The following is a 13,477-nucleotide window of genomic DNA, read 5'->3' as shown; positions in this document are numbered from 1 at the left end:
CACCCGCCCGGGCCCCGCACACCATGTGCGGGGCCCGCGCCCCGGTCAGCGGCCGGCGGGCGGCCGCACGCTCTCGCGCCGGACGAGCCCCGGAGTGATGACGGGCTGCGCGTCCTTCGTCTCGGCACCGTTGATCAGGCCGAGCAGGAGGTCCAGCGTGGTGGTGGCGACCGCGCCGAAGTCCTGGCGCACGGTGGTCAGCGGCGGCGAGTAGAACGCCGACTCGGGCACGTCGTCGAACCCGATGATGCTCACCTGGTCCGGGACCGCACGGCCCCGCTCGGTCATGGCGCGCAGGGCGCCGAGGGCCTGGTGGTCGTTGGCCGCGAAGACCGCGGTGACCTCGGGCATCCGGGCCAGCATCTGCCCCGCCCGGTACCCGGAGGCGGCGGACCAGTCGCCCGTGCTGACCGGGGGCACCTCCGCCCCGGCCTCCTGGAGCGCCCGGCGCCAGCCCCGGATGCGGCCCGCGGCGTCGAACCAGTCCGGCGGGCCCGAGATGTGCCACACCGTCTCGTGTCCCGCCTCCAGCAGGTGCTTCGTGGCCTCGTAGGCGCCCTGCTCCTGGTCCACGGACACCATCGGCGCCCCGCGCTCCGGGTCGCCGTCGATGGTGACCAGGGGCACCTCGGCGGGCACCCCGGCCAGCGCGGCGTCGGCCGAGGCGGTGGGCGCGATGACCACGATCCCGGCCACGCGCTCGTCGCGGTGGCGCTCCACGGCGGCGGTGATCGAGGACTGCCCCAGCTCGGGCACCCGGTGCACACTGACCGCGAAGCCCTGGCGGGCGGCGGCGATCTCGAACGCGGCCAGGAGCGAGGAGGGGCCGTACAGCGTGGAGTTCTGCGCGATCACGCCGATCAGCTGCGAGCGACCCGTCACCAGGGCGCGCGCCGCCCGATTGGGCCGGTAGCCCAGCTCCTTCACCGCCGCGAGCACCCTCAGCCGGGTCTGCTCGCGCACGTTGGGATGGCTGTTGAGCACCCGGGACACCGTCTGATGCGACACGCCCGCGAGCCGCGCGACATCGGTCATCGCGGGTTCCCGCCCCACCGGACTCGTCGCCGTGGCGTCCTCCACACCCATCTCCTTCTGACGGTGACCGCCCCGTCCCGGCTTGTCCGCCGGGGCCGCGGGTGATCCGCAATGAACGTTCAATCTACGCCCGGCCGAGGTACGGCCCCGGTGCGGGCTCCGACGCCCTCGCCGAGGCCGCTCCCCGGTGGCCGACACTCTCATAGTGAGCGCTAACAGTCTCGCTCACAACAACTGCGCTCCGATGCCGAATTGTGGTTCCCCCAGGGGTTGACGCGGTAAATGTTAGCGCTCACTGTTGACGCCCGTGGCCCCCGATCGCAGAGGTCGGCGGCAGGGACGCACGGTTCACGATGGAGGACGACGCTGTGTTCAAGAAAATTGCCATGGTCGGCTGCGCGCTGGCGCTGGCCACACTGACGGCCTGCGGGAGCGGTGACGGCGGCGGGGCCAAGGCGTCCGGCGGCGACAAGCTGGTCATGGGCTTCGCCCAGGTGGGCGCGGAGAGCGGCTGGCGCACCGCCAACACCAAGTCGGTCCGGGAGTCGGCCGAGAGCGCCGGCATCGAGTTGAAGTTCTCCGACGCGCAGCAGAAGCAGGAGAACCAGATCAAGGCCATCCGCTCCTACATCCAGCAGAAGGTCGACGTGATCGCCTTCAGCCCGGTCGTGGAGACGGGCTGGGACGCGGTCCTGCTGGAGGCCAAGCGCGCGAAGATCCCGGTGATCCTCACCGACCGTGCCGTCGACTCCGAGGACACCTCCCTGTACAAGACGTTCCTCGGCTCCGACTTCGTCGAGGAGGGCCGCAAGGCCGGGAAGTGGCTGACCGAGAACGCGAACGGCCCGGCCAAGGTCGCGGAGATCCAGGGCACCACGGGCGCCGCACCGGCCATCGACCGGCAGAAGGGCTTCAAGGAGGCCATCGCCGGGAAGTCCGACATCAAGATCGTGGCCTCGCAGAGCGGCGACTTCACCCGGGCGGGCGGCAAGCAGGTCATGGAGGCGCTGCTGAAGTCCCACCCCGACATCAACGTCGTGTACGCCCACAACGACGACATGGGCCTCGGCGCCATCGAGGCGATCAAGGCGGCCGGCAAGAAGCCCGGCACCGACATCAAGATCATCACCGTGGACGCGGTCAAGGCCGGTATGCAGGCCCTCGCGGACGGCGAGATCAACTACATCGTGGAGTGCAACCCGCTCCTCGGCGACCAGTTGATGGACCTGGCGAAGAAGGTCGTCAAGGGCGAGAAGGTCCCGGAGCGCGTGGTCACCGAGGAGACCGCCTTCACCTCGGAGCAGGCGGCGAAGGTCCTGAAGGACCGGAAGTACTGACAGGCGCCGCGGCCCCGCCACCGGGACGGGTGGCGGGGCCGCTCCCTCCCTGACGAAAGCACGGGTCATGACCGATTCCCCAGCGGCCGGCGCCAGCCCGGTCGTCGACATGCGCGGTATCACCGTCGAGTTCGCCGGCGTCAAGGCGCTCGACGGCGTCGACTTCCGCCTGTTCCCCGGTGAGGTGCACGCACTCATGGGTGAGAACGGCGCGGGCAAGTCCACCCTGATCAAGGCCCTCACCGGGGTCCACCGGCCGGCGGCCGGCACCATCCGGCTGAACGACGAGCCGGTCGAGTTCACCACCCCCGGCCAGGCCCAGGACGCCGGGATCAGCACCGTCTACCAGGAGGTCAACCTCTGCCCGAACCTGTCGGTGGCCGAGAACATCCTGCTCGGCCACGAACCGCGCAGACTGGGCGCCATCGACGGCCGGGCCATGCGGGTCCGCGCCGCCGGACTCCTGGCCCGGATCGGTCTGACCATCGACCCCGGCTCCGTACTGAGCAGCCATTCCATCGCCGTGCAGCAACTGGTGGCGATCGCGCGGGCGCTGGTGGTGGACGCGCGGGTGCTCGTCCTGGACGAGCCGACCTCCAGTCTCGACAGCGACGAGGTCGAGGAACTGTTCCGCATCGTGCGCGTGCTGCGGGACGAGGGCGTGGCGATCCTCTTCGTCTCGCACTTCCTGGACCAGGTCTACGAGCTGTCGGACCGGATGACGGTGCTGCGCAACGGGACGCTGGTGGGGGAGTACCTGCCGCAGGACCTCGACCGCATGGCGCTGGTGTCCGCGATGCTGGGCCGCGAACTCGGCGTGCTGTCCGAGGTCGAGCGCCGCTCGGAGGAACGGGCACCGGGCAGCGCCCCCGTCCTGGTCGCCCGCGGCCTCGGCCGGGCCGGCGCGATCGAGCCGTTCGACCTGGACATCCACGAGGGCGAGGTCGTCGGCCTCGCCGGGCTGCTGGGGTCCGGCCGGACCGAACTCGCGCGGCTGCTGTGCGGCGCCGACCGCGCCGACAAGGGCACCCTCTCCGTCGGCGGCGAGACGGTACGGGCCCGGGGGCCGCGCTCCCTCATCGCCAAGGGGATCGGCTTCTGCTCCGAGGACCGCAAGGCCGAGGGCGTCGTCGCCGATCTGAGCGTCCGCGACAACCTGATCCTCGCCACCCAGGCGTCCCGGGGCTGGGCGCGGCCGGTGCCCCGGCGCACCGCCGAGGCGATGGTGGCCGAGTACATCGAGCGGCTGGACATCCGTCCGGCCGACCCCGACGCCGTGATGGGCAACCTCTCCGGAGGCAACCAGCAGAAGGTGCTGCTCGCCCGGTGGCTGGTGACCCGGCCCCGGCTCCTCATCCTGGACGAGCCCACCCGGGGCATCGACGTCGGCGCCAAGGCACAGATTCAGAAGGTGGTCGCCGAACTGGCGGCCGAGGGCATGGCGGTGCTGTTCATCTCCGCCGAACTGGAGGAGGTGGTACGGGTGTCCGACCGGGTCGTGGTCCTGCGGGACCGGCACAAGGTGGCCGAACTGTCCGGCGGTGACGTCTCCGTGGACGCCGTCATGTCGGCCATCGCGGCCGACGCCCACACGGATGCGGCGGTGGCCTCGTGATCCGCGGACGTCTGCTCTGGCCGCTCGTCGCACTGGCCGGCCTGCTCCTGCTCAACGTCTTCTTCACGCATTCCTTCTTCGAACTGCGCATCCAGGACGGCCACTTGTACGGCAGCCTGGTGGACATCCTGCGCAACGGCGCCCCGACCATGCTCATCGCCGTGGGCATGACCCTGGTCATCGCCACCCGGGGCATCGACCTGTCCGTGGGCGCGGTCGCCGCGATCGCCGGAGCCATCGGCTGCACCTGGATCGCCGACGGCGGAGACGTGCCGACCGCGATCCTCCTGGCCCTGGCCGTGTGCGTGCTGCTCGGGCTGTGGAACGGCTTCCTGGTCTCCGTCCTCGGCATCCAGCCCATCATCGCGACCCTCGTCCTGATGACGGCCGGACGCGGTGGCGCGATGCTGCTCACGGAAGGCCAGATCGTCACCGTCGACAGCTCCGCGTACCGGCAGATCGGCGCGGGCTTCCTCGTCCTGCCGATCGCCATCCTGATCAGCCTCGCGGTCCTCGGCGGCGTCGCCCTGCTGACCCGCCGCACCGCCCTCGGCATGCTGATCGAGGCGGTCGGCGCCAACCCCGAGGCCAGCAAGCTCGCCGGGGTCCGCTCCCGCACGATCACCTGGACCGTGTACGTCTTCGCCGCGTTCTGCGCCGGTGTGGCCGGACTGATGATCAGTTCCAACGTCAGCGCCGCCGACGCCAACAACGCCGGTCTGTGGATCGAGATGGACGCCATCCTCGCGGTCGTCATCGGCGGCACCTCGCTCGCCGGCGGCCGCTACTCCCTGGGCGGCACTCTCGTCGGAGCGCTCGTCATCCAGACGCTGACGACGACCGTCTACTCCATCGGCGTGCCCACCAACGTCACCCTGCTGTTCAAGGCGGTCGTGGTGATCGCCGTATGCCTGCTGCAGTCCCCGCGCACGGCGCGGTTCATCGGCGGCCGGCGCAAGCCTCCCGTCACCGCACCCCAGACCCAGAAGGTGGCCGCCGGATGAGCACATCGGCCCTCGCGTCCGTACGACCGCGCCTTCCCCAGCGGTTCCTGCCCGTCGTCGCCACCGTCGTGGTCTTCGCGGTGACCTTCGGCATCGGCTCGGTCCGCTACCAGGACTTCGCCTCCGGCCAGGTCGTCGCCAACCTCTTCATCGACAACGCCTTCCTCATCGTGCTCGCCGTCGGCATGACCTTCGTCATCCTCACCGGCGGCATCGACCTCTCCGTGGGCGCCGTCGCCGCGCTGTCCACCATGATCGCCGCGTCCACCCTCCGGGCGGGCTGGCCGGTCCTGCTGTCCGTCCTCGCCGTGCTCGTCTCCGGGACCGTCCTCGGCCTGCTGATGGGCCTGGTCATCCACTACTTCGACGTACAGCCGTTCATCGTCACCCTGGCCGGGATGTTCCTGGCCAGGGGGCTGTGCTTCCTCATCAGCGTCGAATCGGTGTCCATCACCGACACGTCCTTCCGCGACTTCGCCACCGGCACCGTCGTCCTGCCCGGCGACGTCACGGTCACCTACAGCGTGTTCGTCGCGCTGGCGGTGGTGGCGGCGGCGGTGTACGTCCTCCACCTCACCCGCTTCGGCCGCACGGTGTACGCGGTCGGCGGCAGCGAGACCTCGGCGCGGCTGATGGGCCTGCCCACCACGCGCGCCAAGGTCGGCGTCTACGCGGTGAGCGGCCTCTGCTCCGCCCTGGGCGGCCTGCTGTTCGCGCTGTACATGCTCTCCGGCTACGGGCTGCACGCGGTCGGCATGGAGCTGGACGTCATCGCCGCCGTGGTCATCGGCGGCACCCTGCTGGCCGGCGGGGTGGGCTATGTGGCCGGTTCGACGGCGGGTGTCCTGGTCCTCGGCACCGTACAGGCGCTGATCTCGTTCGAGGGCACCCTCAGCTCCTGGTGGACCAAGATCGTCATCGGCGCCCTCCTGCTGGCCTTCATCGTCCTCCAGCGAGTCATCGTGCGGCAGCCCCGGTAGACGAGCGGCATTCAATGAATTGCAATAATCTGCAATTACATACATCCTTGGATGCTGTGCGGGCGGGCGACCGTCCGCACAGCCCTGGTCGCGCGGGCCACCGGGGGACCAGGCCGAGGAGGGGACGTGCTCGTTCCGCTGCACCCCGCTCACCTCGGCGCGGCGACCCCGGTCCCGGTGCCGGCCGAGTCGGCGACCCCGGCGCTCGACCTCGTGTCCCCGCGATGACGGGCGGACCGCCGCGGATGCTGCCCTTCCGCCACGTCCTCACCCTGCCCGCGATGGGTGCGGCGGTACGGGTGGCCCGCGAGACGGCCGAAGAGGTGCTGGTCGAGTGCGGTGTCGGCCTGCGCCACCCGAGCGCCGGGCCGGCCCTGCTGATCCTCTCGGAACTCGTCACCAACGCGGTCCGGCACGCCGCCGCGCTGACCCCGGCGATCACGGTCACCTACGCCCACGGACCCGGCGTCTTCGCGTTCGGCGTCCACGACCGTCACCCCTACCGGCCACCCCTCGTCGGCGCGGCCGTCGCCCCCGGCAGCGGACTCGCCACGGTGGTCGAGACGACGGCGGAACTGGGCGGCACCGCTGTCGCCCGCGGCGACGCCGACGAGGGCGGCAAGTGCATCTGGATCACCCTTCCGCTGTGAAGAGGCCGCGGGCCCGGCCAGGCCGGAGTCCCGGTCCGGCGTCCCGGCACCCGGTCACGGTCTCCGGAGGTTGCGGGAATCTGCAATCGTGGAGATCGAACACTGTGCAGACCGGGGCGGAAACGCGGCCCGGCACGAGGAGCGTGGGGTGGACGAGGTGCGCGGGACAGGCGCGACGGGCAACGCGGGCGAACCCGGCGGTACGCAGGCGCCCCTCTACCAGCTCAAGGCGGAGTTCTTCAAAACCCTCGGCCACCCGACCCGCATCCGCGTCCTGGAGCTGCTGAGCGAGCGTGAGCACGCGGTCTCCGAGATGCTCGCGGAGGTCGGCATCGAGGCGGCCAGCCTCTCCCAGCAACTCGCCGTGCTCCGCAAGGCCAATCTCGTCCTCACCCGCCGCGAGGGCTCCAACGTGTACTACCGGCTGGCCAGCCCCGACCTCGCCGAACTCCTGCGCGTCGCCCGGGGCATCCTCTCCGGCGTCCTCCAGGGCCAGGCCCAGCTGCTGGCCGACCTGCACGCCACCCGCCCCCGGTAGCCACCGCCGCGAGGACCGCCCCTCCCGGGCGTGCGGCACGAAGCGATGCGTGACGTGAACCACCGCCCGCGTCAGGCCGGCGTCAAGGATTCCCCGCATTCGTATGGACGGCATCAAGGCTCCTTGTCGCGGGATCGAAGCCGGGGTTCGCTCTTCTTGGCCAGAAGGCCGAATTCAGTCCTCACGTCAATCAGGAGCTCGCGATGGCCGATCTGGCCTTCGTCGTCGCCACGGTCGCACTTTTCGCACTGGTGGCACTCGTCGCCCGGGGGGTGACCAAGCTGTGACCGTCGAGAATAGCGTCGGCCTCGTCGTGGCCGTGTCCCTGCTCGGATACCTCATCCTGGCCCTCCTCGACCCGGAGAGGTTCTGAGAACGGATATGAGTCCTCAGATCTCCGGCCTGCTCCAGCTCACAGCGATGATCGTTGCCCTCGGCCTCGCGTACCGCCCTCTGGGCGACTACATGGCCAAGGTGTACTCCTCCGACAAGCACTACAAGCGGGAGAAGTGGATATACCGGGCCATCGGCGCCGACCCGGTCACCGAAATGAGATGGCCTGCCTATCTGCGCGGCGTACTCGCCTTTTCGGTGGTGAGTGTTCTCTTCCTGTATCTGATGCAACGCCTGCAGGGATCGCTGCCCGGCTCGCTGGGCTTTTCCGCCATCGATCCGGACCAGGCGTTCAACACCGCCGCTTCGTTCGTCGCGAACACCAACTGGCAGTCGTACGCCGGCGAACAGGCCATGGGGCACGTCGTGCAGACCGGCGGCCTCGCCGTGCAGAACTTCGTCTCGGCGGCCGTCGGCATGGCCGTCGCGGTGGCCCTCGTACGGGGGTTCGCCCGGGCGCGTACGGGAGAACTCGGCAACTTCTGGTCCGACCTGGTGCGCGGCACCGTCCGCATCCTGCTCCCGATCGCGGTGACCGGCGCGCTCGCACTGGTCGCCTGCGGGGTGATCCAGAACTTCGCCGGCATTCACGAGGTCGGGCAGTTCGCGGGCGGGACGCAGCAGTGGAACGGCGGCGCGGTCGCCTCCCAGGCAGCCATCAAGGAGCTGGGCACCAACGGCGGCGGCTACTTCAACGCCAACTCCGCGCACCCCTTCGAGAACCCCGACGGGCTTTCCAACCTGTTCGAGATCTTCCTGATCCTGGTGATCCCGGTCGCGCTCACGCGGACCTTCGGACGCATGGTCGGCTCACTCCGGCAGGGATACGCGCTCCTCGGCACGATGGCCGTCATCTGGATCGGATTGTCGCTCCTCATGATGTGGACCGAATTCTCTCACCGCGGCCCGGCCTTCGAGCTGGCCGGCGGGGCCATGGAGGGCAAAGAGAACCGTTTCGGGATCGCGGGCTCGTCCCTCTTCGCCGTCACCACCACCCTCACCTCCACGGGCGCGGTGAATTCGTTCCACTCCTCGTACACCGGATTCGGCGGCGGCATCACGATGCTCGGCATGCAAATCGGTGAGATAGCACCCGGTGGTGTCGGATCAGGCCTCTACGGAATGCTGGTCATGGCGATCATCGCGGTGTTCATCGCCGGGCTGATGGTGGGCCGTACGCCGGAATACCTCGGTAAGAAGATCGGCACCCGGCAGATCAAGCTCGCCGCCTGCTACATCCTCATCACCCCCTCGCTCGTGCTCGGCTTCACCGCCGTCGCGATGGCGCTTCCCACCCCACGCCATTCGATGACGAACACGGGCGCCCACGGTTTCTCGGAAATCCTGTACGCCTACACCTCGGGGGCCAACAACAACGGCTCCGCCTTCGCCGGACTCAACGCCGACACCCAGTGGTTCAACACGACTCTCGGGCTCGCGATGCTGCTCGGCCGGTTCCTGCCGGTGGTGTTCGTTCTGGCTCTGGCCGGTTCGCTCGCCGAGCAGAAGCCGGTGCCCGAGACAGCGGGCACCCTGCGCACCGACAAGGCCCTCTTCGCCGGTCTGCTCCTGGGCGCGATCCTCATCATCACCGGACTCACCTACTTCCCGGCCCTGGCGCTGGGTCCGCTCGCCGAAGGACTCGCCTCATGAGCTCCCCCACCCCTGCCCGAGCTCCGCACGGAGAGCTGTCCCAGCCCGGGAGCCACGGAGCCGCCGAGCACGTCGGCGGCGGACTGTTCGATCCCCGGCAGCTCCGGCGGTCGTTCCCCGACGCACTGCGCAAGCTCGATCCGCGCGTCATGATCAAGTCGCCCGTGATGTTCGTCGTCCTGGTCGGCTCGGTCGCCACCACCGTGCTCGCGGTGGCGCATCCCACGCACTGGTTCGGCTGGGCGATCGCTGCCTGGCTCTGGCTGACCACCATCTTCGCCAATCTGGCAGAGGCCGTCGCCGAGGGCCGGGGCAAGGCACAGGCCGACACCCTGCGCAGGGCCAGGACCGGTACCGTCGCCCGCCGGATCATCGGCCCGGACGAGGAACGGGTCGCGGGGACGGACCTGCGCATCGGGGATCTCGTGGTCTGCGAGGCCGGAGACGTCATCCCCGGCGACGGAGACGTGGTCGAGGGCGTCGCCTCCGTCGACGAGTCCGCGATCACCGGCGAGTCCGCACCGGTCATCCGCGAGTCCGGCGGCGACCGCTCGGCCGTCACCGGCGGGACCCAGGTGCTCTCCGGCCGCGTCGTCATCAAGATCACCACCAAGCCGGGCGAGACCTTCATCGACCGCATGATCAACCTGGTCGAAGGAGCGGCCCGGCAGAAGACGCCGAACGAGATCGCCCTGAACATCCTGCTGGCGTCCCTCACGATCGTCTTCCTGCTCGCCGTGGTCACCCTGAAGCCCTTCGCGGTCTACGCGGGCGCCGACGACCAGACGTCCATGATCGTGCTGGCCGCGCTGCTGGTCTGCCTGATCCCCACCACCATCGGCGCCCTGCTGTCCGCGATCGGCATCGCGGGCATGGACCGCCTGGTGCAGCGCAACGTCCTGGCCCTGTCGGGGCGCGCGGTGGAAGCGGCCGGCGACGTCTCCACGCTGCTGCTCGACAAGACCGGCACGATCACCCTGGGCAGCCGGCGGGCAGCCGAGTTCGTCCCGGCCCGGGGGGTGACGGAGGCCGAACTCGCGGACGCCGCCCAGCTCTCCTCGCTGGCCGACGAGACCCCCGAGGGCCGCTCCGTCGTGGTGCTGGCCGAGGAGGCGTACGGGCTGCGGGAACGCACCCGGGGCGAACTGGCCGGCGCGGACTGGGTCCCCTTCACCGCGCAGACCCGGATGTCCGGCGCCGACCTGGACGGGCGCAAGGTCCGCAAGGGCGCGACCGGCTCCGTCATCGCCTGGGTGAAGGAGCGGGGCGGAACGGTCTCCGACGACGCGCCGGCGCTCAACGACCGGATCGCCCGGGCCGGCGGTACGCCGCTGCTGGTGGCCGTGGAAGACGCTCACGGCGCACGGGTCCTGGGAGTGATCCATCTCAAGGACGTGGTCAAGGAGGGCATGCGGGAACGGTTCGACGAACTGCGGCGCATGGGCATCAGAACGGTCATGATCACGGGCGACAACCCGCTGACCGCGAAGGCGATCGCCGAGGAGGCGGGCGTCGACGACTACCTGGCCGAGGCCACGCCCGAGGACAAGATGGCCCTCATCCGGCGGGAGCAGGCCGGCGGCAAGCTCGTCGCGATGACCGGCGACGGCACCAACGACGCCCCCGCCCTGGCCCAGGCGGACGTCGGCGTCGCGATGAACACCGGGACCTCGGCCGCCAAAGAGGCCGGGAACATGGTCGACCTCGACTCCAACCCCACCAAACTCATCGAGATCGTCGAGATCGGCAAACAACTCCTGATCACCCGGGGCGCACTGACGACCTTCTCCATCGCCAACGACGTGGCGAAGTACTTCGCGATCATCCCCGCCATGTTCGCCGTCGCCTACCCGTCGCTGAACAAGCTCGACGTCATGGGGCTCGCCTCGCCCGAGTCCGCGATCCTCTCGGCGGTCATCTTCAACGCGCTGATCATCGTCGCGCTCGTGCCCCTCGCCCTCAAGGGCGTCCGCTACCGCCCCGCCGGCGCGGACGCGATGCTGCGCCGCAACCTCGGCCTGTACGGACTCGGCGGCCTGGTCGCCCCGTTCATCGGCATCAAGACCATCGACCTGCTCCTCTCCCTCATCCCCGGAATCGGCTGATCCGCCATGACCCACAACACCGTCAGCAGTACCGCCCGCGTGCTCGGGGCGGGGCTCCGCGCCCTGCTCGTCCTGACCCTCGTATGCGGAGTGGTCTACCCGCTCGCCGTCACCGGCGTCGCCCAGGCCCTGTTCGCCGACAAGGCCAACGGCTCCGAGATCGAGGACGCCGGCGGGCAGGTCGTGGGCTCCTCCCTCATCGGACAGCGGTACGACCTGCCGCTGAAGAAGGGCGAGGAGTCACCCGCCCCGGACCTCAGGTGGTTCCAGCCCCGCCCCTCCAACGGCCTCGGCACCAACGGCGTCAACACCCGGTACTCCCTGATCCTCTCCGGAGCCACCAACCGCTCCGGCGACGACAAGGAGCTGGTCCAGTGGGTGAGGGACGCCAAGGCGGCCGTGGTGAAGGACAACTCCACCGCCGCCTACCAGGTCGATCCCGCAGACGTACCGGCCGACGCCGTCACCTCCTCCGGCTCCGGCCTCGACCCGGACATCTCGCCCGCGTACGCGAAGCTCCAGGCACACCGCGTCGCCGAGAAGAACGATCTGGACCTCGCGCAGGTCGAAGACCTCATCGCCGGACACACCACCGGCCGGCTGCTCGGCTTCATCGGCGAACCCCGGGTCAACGTCCTCGAACTGAACACCGCGCTCCGGGATCTGATCCGCGCCTGACGCGGCAGAGACGCGGAACCGGGCGGCGCCGGCGCCTCCACTCCTCGTCGGCGATTACCCTCGGTGGTCTGCTCGGGGAGCGGAGCACCGGCTCGCCGGCCGCGACGCCCCGGAGAAGTGGTCCATGGATGGCAAGGCCGAAGAGACGGGTGGCCCGGGAAAGTGTTGCAAGAGGTCGTAGCGACCCGCTATGTCACGCCCCTGCGTGAAGGCGGCTCGCTCCCCGGGATCGTCGAGGCCGACGATCTCGGTACGTACGTGATGAAGTTCACCGGAGCCGGCCAGGGCCGCAAGACCCTCGTCGCGGAGGTGATCTGCGGGCAGCTCGGTCGGCGGCTCGGGCTGCGGGTGCCCGAGCTCGTGCAGATCCAGCTCGACCCGGTCATCGGGCTCGCCGAGCCCGACCAGGAGGTGCAGGAGCTGCTGAAGGCCAGCGGCGGTCTGAACCTCGGGATGGACTTCCTGCCCGGCTCGCTCGGCTTCGACGCGCTCGCCTACGAGGTGGACCCGCGCGAGGCCGGGCGGGTCGTCTGGTTCGACGCGCTGATCAACAACGTCGACCGGTCCTGGCGCAACCCGAACATGCTCGTCTGGCACGGGGACCTCTGGCTCATCGACCACGGCGCCACCATGATCTGGCACCACAACTGGCCCGGCGCCCGGGCGTCCGCCGCCAAGCCCTACAACGCCTCGGACCACGCCCTCGCCCCCTTCCGGCCCGACATCGCGTCGGCGGCCGCCGAGCTCGCCCCGCTGGTCACGTCCGAGCTGCTCGCGGAGGTCGCGGCCGACGTCCCCGACGAGTGGCTGGTGGACGAGCCGGGCTTCGGTTCGACGGACGAACTGCGGCAGGCGTACGTGGACGCGCTGGCCGCCCGCGCGGCCACCATCCACGAACGGATCATCATGGACGCGCCCACCCCCGACAAGCCCTCCCAGGCCCCGGGCTGGATCACCGAACGCCTCGCCCCGCGCTCCCACGCCGCCGACGGCGAGAAGGGCGGCCGGGCATGAGCGGGCGCGACGTCTTCGAGTACGCGCTGCTGCGCGTCGTCCCCCGCGTCCAGCGCGGCGAGTGCTTCAACGCCGGTGTGGTGGTCTACTGCCGCGCCAAGGGCTTCGTGGCCGCCCGCACCGAGCTGGACGAGACCAAGCTGAAGGCTCTCGACCCGGGCGCCGACGTGACCGGGGTCCGGGCCGCGCTGCGCGCCGTCGAGGGCGTCTGCCGCGGCGGTACGGACGCGGGCCAGGCCTCCGGCGACGACGCGGGGAGGCGCTTCCGCTGGCTGATCGCGCCGCGCTCCACCGTCGTACAGCCCGGGCCCGTGCACAGCGGCCTCACCGCCGATCCCGGGGCCGAGGTGGAGCGGCTGCTCGACCTGCTGGTGCGCTGACCGCCGCCCCGGACCGCCGTCCGCGCACCGTGTGACGGCGGCCCGGCGGAGTGTGACATGCGCCGCTGCGCCCGTGGCCCGTTGACACCGGGTGC

13 protein-coding genes are annotated in these 13,477 nt (G+C 70.4%); 12 read left to right on the top strand and 1 reads right to left on the bottom strand.

Features of this window, described 5'->3' with window-relative positions; translation table 11 throughout:
* Positions 1 to 45: 45 nt before the first annotated feature.
* Positions 46 to 1,086, bottom strand: coding sequence for a LacI family DNA-binding transcriptional regulator (locus ACFUJY_RS28895; RefSeq protein WP_383305071.1), 1,041 nt, complete (start codon positions 1,084 to 1,086; stop codon positions 46 to 48).
* Between the two features lie 335 nt (positions 1,087 to 1,421).
* Here ACFUJY_RS28895 and ACFUJY_RS28890 point away from each other — a divergent pair, with 335 nt between their 5' ends.
* From ACFUJY_RS28890 to ACFUJY_RS28835, 12 genes are all read left to right on the top strand, one after another.
* A complete protein-coding gene (locus tag ACFUJY_RS28890; RefSeq protein WP_383305149.1) occupies positions 1,422 to 2,372 on the top strand; it encodes an ABC transporter substrate-binding protein in 951 nt (316 codons plus the stop codon).
* Positions 2,373 to 2,439: 67 nt separating this feature from the next.
* Entirely contained in the window at positions 2,440 to 3,987 is a 1,548-nt protein-coding gene (locus tag ACFUJY_RS28885; protein ID WP_383305069.1) for a sugar ABC transporter ATP-binding protein, read from the top strand.
* Positions 3,984 to 4,991 carry an ABC transporter permease gene (locus ACFUJY_RS28880; RefSeq protein WP_383305066.1) on the top strand — a complete coding sequence of 336 codons (1,008 nt, stop codon included), beginning with the start codon at positions 3,984 to 3,986 and terminating at the stop codon, positions 4,989 to 4,991. The genes ACFUJY_RS28885 and ACFUJY_RS28880 overlap by 4 nt, the downstream gene beginning before the upstream one ends.
* Complete coding sequence (gene yjfF / locus ACFUJY_RS28875) at positions 4,988 to 5,971, top strand: galactofuranose ABC transporter, permease protein YjfF (protein WP_383305064.1); 984 nt, start codon at positions 4,988 to 4,990, stop codon at positions 5,969 to 5,971. Before ACFUJY_RS28880 ends, yjfF begins: the two co-directional genes overlap by 4 nt.
* 224 nt (positions 5,972 to 6,195) lie before the next feature.
* Positions 6,196 to 6,621 (top strand): ATP-binding protein, encoded by a 426-nt coding sequence (locus tag ACFUJY_RS28870; protein ID WP_383305062.1) that lies wholly within the window; start codon positions 6,196 to 6,198, stop codon positions 6,619 to 6,621.
* Between the two features lie 157 nt (positions 6,622 to 6,778).
* Entirely contained in the window at positions 6,779 to 7,159 is a 381-nt protein-coding gene (locus ACFUJY_RS28865) for an ArsR/SmtB family transcription factor (RefSeq protein ID WP_383305147.1), read from the top strand.
* Between the two features lie 283 nt (positions 7,160 to 7,442).
* A complete protein-coding gene (kdpF, locus tag ACFUJY_RS28860; protein ID WP_383305060.1) occupies positions 7,443 to 7,532 on the top strand; it encodes a K(+)-transporting ATPase subunit F in 90 nt (29 codons plus the stop codon).
* Between the two features lie 8 nt (positions 7,533 to 7,540).
* The gene (gene kdpA / locus ACFUJY_RS28855; protein WP_383305058.1) at positions 7,541 to 9,205 is read left to right on the top strand and encodes a potassium-transporting ATPase subunit KdpA; all 1,665 of its coding nucleotides are present in this window, start codon (positions 7,541 to 7,543) and stop codon (positions 9,203 to 9,205) included.
* A complete protein-coding gene (kdpB, locus tag ACFUJY_RS28850; protein ID WP_383305056.1) occupies positions 9,202 to 11,310 on the top strand; it encodes a potassium-transporting ATPase subunit KdpB in 2,109 nt (702 codons plus the stop codon). Before kdpA ends, kdpB begins: the two co-directional genes overlap by 4 nt.
* Positions 11,311 to 11,316: 6 nt before the next feature.
* On the top strand, positions 11,317 to 11,988 hold the full coding sequence (locus ACFUJY_RS28845; protein ID WP_383305054.1) for a potassium-transporting ATPase subunit C: 672 nt from the start codon (positions 11,317 to 11,319) through the stop codon (positions 11,986 to 11,988).
* Positions 11,989 to 12,150: 162 nt separating this feature from the next.
* A complete protein-coding gene (locus ACFUJY_RS28840; RefSeq protein WP_383305052.1) occupies positions 12,151 to 13,002 on the top strand; it encodes a HipA family kinase in 852 nt (283 codons plus the stop codon).
* Positions 12,999 to 13,382, top strand: a complete 384-nt coding sequence (locus tag ACFUJY_RS28835) for a DUF3037 domain-containing protein (RefSeq protein WP_383305050.1) — start codon at positions 12,999 to 13,001, stop codon at positions 13,380 to 13,382. Before ACFUJY_RS28840 ends, ACFUJY_RS28835 begins: the two co-directional genes overlap by 4 nt.
* Positions 13,383 to 13,477 lie beyond the last annotated feature (95 nt).

The organism is Streptomyces sp. NPDC057249, from assembly GCF_042669245.1.
Classification (GTDB): domain Bacteria; phylum Actinomycetota; class Actinomycetes; order Streptomycetales; family Streptomycetaceae; genus Streptomyces.
Note: the sequence above shows the minus strand (reverse complement) of the source record. Positions and strands in the feature narration are given on the sequence as shown.

Bases quoted from the DNA above. Each gene is read 5' to 3' on its own strand.
- ACFUJY_RS28870 (WP_383305062.1), top strand. From the start codon at position 6,196: ATGACGGGCGGACCGCCGCGGATGCTGCCCTTCCGCCACGTCCTCACC.
- yjfF (WP_383305064.1), top strand. From the start codon at position 4,988: ATGAGCACATCGGCCCTCGCGTCCGTACGACCGCGCCTTCCCCAGCGG.
- ACFUJY_RS28895 (WP_383305071.1), bottom strand. From the start codon at position 1,086: ATGGGTGTGGAGGACGCCACGGCGACGAGTCCGGTGGGGCGGGAACCC.
- kdpB (WP_383305056.1), top strand. From the start codon at position 9,202: ATGAGCTCCCCCACCCCTGCCCGAGCTCCGCACGGAGAGCTGTCCCAG.
- ACFUJY_RS28845 (WP_383305054.1), top strand. From the start codon at position 11,317: ATGACCCACAACACCGTCAGCAGTACCGCCCGCGTGCTCGGGGCGGGG.
- kdpA (WP_383305058.1), top strand. From the start codon at position 7,541: ATGAGTCCTCAGATCTCCGGCCTGCTCCAGCTCACAGCGATGATCGTT.
- ACFUJY_RS28890 (WP_383305149.1), top strand. From the start codon at position 1,422: ATGGTCGGCTGCGCGCTGGCGCTGGCCACACTGACGGCCTGCGGGAGC.
- ACFUJY_RS28835 (WP_383305050.1), top strand. From the start codon at position 12,999: ATGAGCGGGCGCGACGTCTTCGAGTACGCGCTGCTGCGCGTCGTCCCC.
- ACFUJY_RS28885 (WP_383305069.1), top strand. From the start codon at position 2,440: ATGACCGATTCCCCAGCGGCCGGCGCCAGCCCGGTCGTCGACATGCGC.